Raw genomic sequence first — 6502 nt, 5'->3', positions numbered from 1 at the left:
GGGTCAGCGCCGGGCCCGCTCACACTCCCGTTCGGCCCGGATCTTGAGCTCCGTCAGCCATGTCTCCAGACCCGCGCCGAGAGCCACGGTGGAGAATTCGGCGTCCTGCTCCACCTGCTCACCGCGCCACGTCTCCTCGGTACGCACGAGAACCCGGCCGTCGATCTCGGTGAACGTCCACACGTGAACGCCCTCGTCGATGCGCAGCCCGGCACCGATCGCCGGGCCGTCCCACCGAAGGCACTGCTGGTGCTGGAGCTGCCGGACGGTGGACGTGACGACGAGGGTCGTGGCGGGATTCAACGCGGTTTCGCGTACCGGCGTCGTCCATCGGAAGGGCGATCCGGGACGCAGCGGACCACCATCGAGCCGCCTGCTGGAGAGGACCGGCTTCTGCCATGACGGCCAGCGTTCGACGTCGGTCTGGATCTTCCAGACGGTCCGTAGCGGCGCGTCGATCATCGTTTCCGTCCGGTAGCGGATCTTCGCCGCGGTGTCGACGCTCTTTCCCGCACACTGCAGCGCCGCGCGGTCGGAGCCGCCGCCGTGCCCTGCCTCGGCCCGAGCCGGTGCACCCGCGGCGCCCATGACGCCGGCCACGACCACTGCCGTCGCGACGGCAACCATACGGTTCTTCATGAGACGGTCGCCGCCTCGGCGGTGCGCTTGAGGTGTTCCAGCCAGCTGGCGAGGGTCGTGTCGAGGCCCCCTTGGAACGGCGCAGGGTCGGCATCGACGGGCGGGCCGGCGAAGGACTCCTCGGTCGACACCTTCACGCCGTCACCGGCCGGAGTGAGCGCCCAGACGTGGACGCCGAGGACGCCGTCCGGCCCGTCACCGTACCCCCGCCACACGAGGCGTTCCTGCGGTCGTACCTGAAGGATCGTCGACTCGATCTCCATGCCGGCCGCGGACCAGCGGAACACGGAGCCCGGCGCGAGCGGACCGGGTGTCTCCACGCGTGCGTACGGGATTTCCGGCAACCAGGTCGTCCATGCGTCAATGTCCGTGAGGATCCGCCACACGGTGTCCGCCGACGCGGTCACCGTGACGCTGTGACTGCTGATCACCGGGGCTGACACGTCAATGCCGGCCTCGTCGGCGTCCGTAATGTTTATCATCATGAAGCCCCTCTGCGGTCTCTGATGATCGGAGCGCCGGGCATGGGAGAGCCGCTGGATCCACACCCGCTGGCAACGATCGTGCCAAGACGGCAACCGCCCCACATCGGCAAGAATTACCTAGATCGCGGTACGTGGGGCAGCCACTGTGACCAGCCAGCGGATCCGACCTTCGCGAGCGCAGGGGGCTGGTCACCGGGAGGCGATCGGGTCGGGTTGGCGGCATCCGGCCACCGTCCTGTCGTCGTCAATCTCGGCGGACGACGAAGTTCCTGCACTTGTGGGCCAACACCACCTTCGATAGATAATGGACAGCACCGAGCGCCACTTCAGCGACCAATGTGATCCGCCGAACCGATGGAGGCCCGTCCATGGCGTTGACCCCGGCGACTGGGGGCGGTTGCGGCGAGTCGACGCCACGCTCGCCGATCCAGTCACCGAGGCCGGTCAATTCCGACGTGGAGTGGGACAGCTTCGACCCGCAGGCATATGTCCGGCACAACTACGCGGATTTGCGGTCCGACGATCGGGAAATACTCTGCCGCATCCGAGACTTCTTCGCCGAGGCGAAGCTCTCCGACGCGCGGTGCGTCGACGTGGGATCGGGAGCGAATCTGTATCCGGCCCTGTCGCTTCTGCCGTTCGCGAAGGCCGTCGACCTGTGTGAATGGTCGACGGCGAACGTGAACTGGCTGCGCACACAGGTCGACAGCTACGACCAGCTCTGGGACCCGTACTGGCAGGTGTGCGCGGAGCACCCGGCGTACGCGGCACTGGCGGACCCGCGTCGGCGCCTGGCGCAGGTGGGCAGGGTGGTGCGGGCCAGCGTCTTCACGCTGCCGAGGCATGCGTGGAGCGCCGGCACGATGTTCTTCGTGGCCTGCTCCATCTCGGCCGACCGGGCCGAGGCCGAGCACGCGATCGGTCGGTTCCTGGACGCGCTGCGGCCCGGGTCGCCCTTCGCCGTGACGGTGATGCTCGGGTCCCTCGGCTACAGCGTCGGTCGACAGATGTTCCCGGCGGTGGCACTGCAGCGCGCCGACGTGGTGGCCAGCATCGCGGCGGGCGCGTACGACCTGGACGTCCACGAGGTGCGGCCCAAGCCGCCGCTGCGCGACGGGTATCTGAGCATGCTGCTGGCCACCGGCCGTACTCGCGGATAGCGCCGATGCGTGCCTGTGCGATGCGCCGATGCCGTGCTGTCGGCGCAGCGTGGCGGCGCGGCAATCCGTCGCGCCCGATCGGCCGGAGCGTCAACACGCGGCCATCGAAGCCTTTCAAGTGGCGCTCGACTGGCCCGCTACCATGATGCTGTACGCCATCGTGGGCACTGCAATACCAGAGGTTTCGAGTCGACGACTACAACAGACGGCGGTGGATCATGCGGATGCAGCCGCGCCAGGAGATCCTCGACATCTGGCGGGCTACGGTTCGCAGTTGCTGGGCGAACGGTGAATGGCACTGGGGCAGCCGAAGTGGCAGCAACTCGATCAGCGACGCGGAGCAACTGCTGACCCTGTTGCTCCCTGCGGCCAAGGTCCCCGTGTTGTCACTGGACGACCCGGACCGCGCCGACGAAGAGGTGATCGAGGCGCTCAGCCCTATCGGCGGCGCGATCGAGATTCCCCGCCGGCTGGTCAGCGTGATGATCGACTATTTCCGGCGGTACACCGACGACGCCGGCACTCCGATCTTCAGCGGAGGCAGTTACCTCACTCCGCTGGAGGGCGGCCCGGAGCTCACCGACGAGCAGCGTTCCCTGGACATCGGCGACTCGTTCGCGGTCTCGATCACACTCACGTTGGCGACTATCGGTTTCATCAAGGTCTACCGGGGCTCGACCCAGCGGCGCGACCTGTTGGCGCAACTGGACGAACTGGACGCGATGGCGAGCGCGCGCCTCACGGCGGCGATGGTCGGCCTGCTCCGCAGCTTCAGCACCTTCGTCTTCACCTCCAGCGACGAGTACGGCATTCGTCTGTGCGACATGGTCAACCAGGACGAGCTGCCGCGCCGCGAGCTGGTGGCGGCGCTGCGCGAGCAGTTGCGGGACACGATGGCGAGCCTGCGCAGCGTGATCATCGGTTCGGGTCGGGTGACCGAGGACCTGGACAACAGCGAGATGCTGTTCGAGTGCGGCTGGTCGTGGGGGATCATCTCCGGCGCTGAGGAGGTTCCGACCACTGAGCCGATCGGCTTGCAGCGTGAGGGCTCCGCGGAGAACGCCCCGTACCTCTACTTCACTGTGATCGCGATGGACGCGATCGAGGATCTGAACTCCGAACGCACCCGGTTGCTCGGGTTGCTCAACGAGGAGCAGCAGCGGCTGTCCCGGGCGCTGCAACTGCGGTGGGAGCTCACCCGCACGTACTGGGCGACGGTGGCAACCTTCGGCAACCGGCGGCGGTGGCCCATCGAGGACATCCCCTGGCGGACGACCGACGGTGACCGGACCGACTACTACACCCTCCAGGCCACGTCGCTGGCGGTGAAGGGCCTGATCGCCGTCGGACGCGGCGGTGACGAGGAGCTCGGGCGGATCGCCTCGGTGCTGGTGGAGCTGGCCCAGCGGGCGCGGATCACCCGGCGGGCGTCGCCCGGCGAGCCGGCGCTGTTCGTGCACGCGCCGGGCAAGCGGGTGACCCTGAACGACGACACGTCAAAGCCGATCATGACGTGGAACGTGAACGAGTTCTCCACTGTGCTGCTACAGCGGGCGGCCACCGTCGCCGGTCTGTTGAGCAACGCCCGACGGCGCAGTGAACTGCTCGAGCTGGCCGACGAGGTGTGGGACCACCTGCTGCTGCGGCGCATCCCGGATGGCCGGCACCAGGGGCTGTGGGACCACGCCGGTGGTGCTTTTCCCGGCCTGGCGCCGAAGCCGGACGCACCCTCCTGGTACCTGACCGAGCGGGTGGTGCAGGCTCTGGTCACGTCCGGTCAGCTGCTGTGGGAGCGGCCGTTCCCACGAGCAAGCCGGCTGGCCGACTACGCGCAGGACCTCATCGATGAGGCCGAATATCTGTTCGACCGGGAGTTGATGCGCGGCACCTTCGACGGTGAGGCGATGCAGCGCAGCATGCGCAGCATTCGCGCCAGCCTGGGCCGCGCGCAGCTGCTGGTCGACGAGCGTCCCGGCACGGCGGCCGCTGTGGTGAACACTCTCCTGTTGCTGCTCAACGACATCGCCACCGGGCAGCAGAAGGCCAGCGAGGGGATCTGAATGCTGGTCTTCGTCACGTCGCACAAGGGCGGCACCGGGCGGTCGGTGACCGCGGCGAACATCGCCTACCGCAGCGCGTTGTCCGGTCGCCCCACCTGCTACCTGGATTACGACTTCGGCTCGCCGACCGCCGGCATCACCTTCCAGATCCCGCAGGCCGTCAACGGTGTGGAGGGCGCCGGGCCCAATGGTGGCGGCCTGCACCGGTACTTGCGCGGGGAGATTCCGTCTCCGGAGCAGTTGGACGTCTGGGCCACCTCCGAACGTGCCAGTCTGCGTCAGAGGCCCATCGGGTCCGGTCCGTTGGTGCTCCTGCCGGGACAACGCAACGGTAGCGAGTTCGGTTTCACCAACGACATCGCCAAACGCTGCGCCGAGCTCTTCCTCCGTCTGGAGGAGGAGTTCGACCTGACCCTGGTGGACCTCAGCGCCGGCCGGTCGTACGCCAGCCAGATCGCGCTGGCCGCCACCGCGACCTCGACCCTGCGCAAGGTCGCCGTGCGCTGGTTGGTCTTCCACCGGTGGACTCCCCAGCACGTCACCGCAGCGGCGGACCTGGCGTTCGAGGCGGGTGGGATCGTGGCCATGGGCAAGGAGTACGGCCACGAGCCGGACAGGCTACGGGAGTCGCTGCGCTTCATCCGTACGGCGGTGATCGACTCACGTGGCCCGGAGGTCGGCCACCTCGGCCTCGCCCAGCAGGCATTCCTGCGTAAGTGCGACGCGGAGCTGTCGGAGCTGGCCCGACGCCGAGGTGTCGGGCGTACGACGCTGCTCGGCGCGGTGCCGCTTGATCCACTGCTGCAGTGGCGGGAGCAGCTCATCTCCGATCACGACGTGCAATCCAAAATTGCCAACGTCAAGACGGTGGACGCCTTCGTTGACCTGACTGAGAAGCTTTTCGACGAGACGGCATGGGACACCGCGTGATCGGCATGGATGTCAGGTTCCAGGAGGCAGCTGCGGTGCGTCGGACAGAGAGCGTGGCGTACTCGCATCTGTCCGTGGAGCTGGGGCACTTCTACGCGGAGGACTTCGGCGACGGGTGTGACGAGCTGAGGCGCAAGTTCGAGCGGATCGCGGACTGGTCTGCCGCGATCCCGGCTCTGGCCCGACGAGGGCTGCCCGCGCACCGGGAGCCGCGGATCAGCACCTGCTTCATGATGGACGACTACTTCCACCGCTTCGGTACCCCCCGCGAGGTGATACCGCAGGTGCAGAGCGCCGCGGCGGAGCACGGGCTGATCCTGGACTACGTGGCCCGGGAGTCCAGCTTCGCCCGGCACGACGGTGCCGAGCTGGCCCGGTTGGTGGTCGACACACTGGTGGTCGAACCACCTCGGCACACCACCGGGAGTCGTCCACCGCTGAGCGAGTCGGGCTGGCTGTCCAACGGTAAACGGTCCCCCGGGCACGTCGACGCGCCGGCGATGACCCTGCCACGCCCGTGGACTCCGCCGTTGCAGTCCGGTGATCCCCGGCACTCCATCTTCGTCGACATCGAGCTCTGGTCCGACGAGCCGGACGCCCGGGTGTGGGCCTGCGCCCTGCTCGCCTCGGTCTGGCAGATGACCCGACTTGGCGTGCTACGGCATCGGGGCGAGACGATGACGCAGCCGTGCCGGCTCGCCGGCGAGCTGCCGACGGACTGGGACGAACTGCCGGCGATCGTCCAGCTGAACCCGGCGGCTGCGCCGTTCTGCGCGTATCGCACGCTGACCCTGATGGGCACCCAGTACCTGCCGGTGGAGCTGGCCGTACGGACCATCCTCGGTCAGGTGGCGGTGCCGCCGACGGTCGCGCAGCAGGTCGCCAAACGGGCCGGCGGTGAGGGCCTGCTCCTGCCCAGCGAGTTGGTCGACCGGCTGAGCTACGTGTTCATCAGCGACTGAACGTGCTCAGCTCCCGCACGGCTCGTCGACGGCCACCCGGCCGGCCAGGTCGCGCAGCAGAGCCATGTTGCTCACGCTGATCTGATCCCGGATCCAGTTGACCGACGAGTTCCACTGACGGCTGAACCCGGGTACCTGCTCCAACTGCTCCCAGATCGGCCGCAGCCGCGGGCAACCGCATCGCCGCGCACACCCACCCGCGCCGCAAAGGCCGAATACGCCACACCCTCCACCGGCACCACCGGCCCCACACCCACCCGCGACAA

The 6502-nt window shown here is 68.2% G+C and carries 7 protein-coding genes; 4 read left to right on the top strand and 3 right to left on the bottom strand.

The window, feature by feature from the left end:
* Nucleotides 1-3 precede the first annotated feature (3 nt).
* Both ABZ749_RS26310 and ABZ749_RS26305 read right to left on the bottom strand, forming a co-directional pair.
* On the bottom strand, nt 4-639 hold the full coding sequence (locus ABZ749_RS26310) for an SRPBCC family protein (protein ID WP_357232478.1): 636 nt from the start codon (nt 637-639) through the stop codon (nt 4-6).
* Nucleotides 636-1124, bottom strand: coding sequence for an SRPBCC family protein (locus tag ABZ749_RS26305; RefSeq protein ID WP_357232474.1), 489 nt, complete (start codon nt 1122-1124; stop codon nt 636-638). The genes ABZ749_RS26310 and ABZ749_RS26305 overlap by 4 nt, the downstream gene beginning before the upstream one ends.
* Before the next feature lie 455 nt (nt 1125-1579).
* Here ABZ749_RS26305 and ABZ749_RS26300 point away from each other — a divergent pair, with 455 nt between their 5' ends.
* The 4 genes from ABZ749_RS26300 to ABZ749_RS26285 all read left to right on the top strand — a co-directional run bounded on the left by ABZ749_RS26300 (nt 1580) and on the right by ABZ749_RS26285 (nt 6236).
* On the top strand, nt 1580-2284 hold the full coding sequence (locus ABZ749_RS26300) for an SCO2525 family SAM-dependent methyltransferase (protein ID WP_357232470.1): 705 nt from the start codon (nt 1580-1582) through the stop codon (nt 2282-2284).
* A 218-nt stretch (nt 2285-2502) separates the two neighbouring features.
* On the top strand, nt 2503-4344 hold the full coding sequence (locus ABZ749_RS26295; RefSeq protein WP_357232467.1) for an SCO2524 family protein: 1842 nt from the start codon (nt 2503-2505) through the stop codon (nt 4342-4344).
* Complete coding sequence (locus tag ABZ749_RS26290) at nt 4345-5274, top strand: SCO2523 family variant P-loop protein (protein WP_357196665.1); 930 nt, start codon at nt 4345-4347, stop codon at nt 5272-5274. It begins immediately after the preceding gene.
* A complete protein-coding gene (locus ABZ749_RS26285; protein WP_357232464.1) occupies nt 5259-6236 on the top strand; it encodes an SCO2522 family protein in 978 nt (325 codons plus the stop codon). The genes ABZ749_RS26290 and ABZ749_RS26285 overlap by 16 nt, the downstream gene beginning before the upstream one ends.
* Before the next feature lie 6 nt (nt 6237-6242).
* Here the strand turns inward: ABZ749_RS26285 and ABZ749_RS26280 are convergent, their stop codons facing one another.
* Nucleotides 6243-6380, bottom strand: a complete 138-nt coding sequence (locus ABZ749_RS26280; protein ID WP_357232461.1) for a hypothetical protein — start codon at nt 6378-6380, stop codon at nt 6243-6245.
* Nucleotides 6381-6502 lie beyond the last annotated feature (122 nt).

This window comes from Micromonospora sp. NPDC047753 (assembly GCF_040642735.1).
GTDB lineage: Bacteria > Actinomycetota > Actinomycetes > Mycobacteriales > Micromonosporaceae > Micromonospora.
Note: the sequence above shows the minus strand (reverse complement) of the source record. Positions and strands in the feature narration are given on the sequence as shown.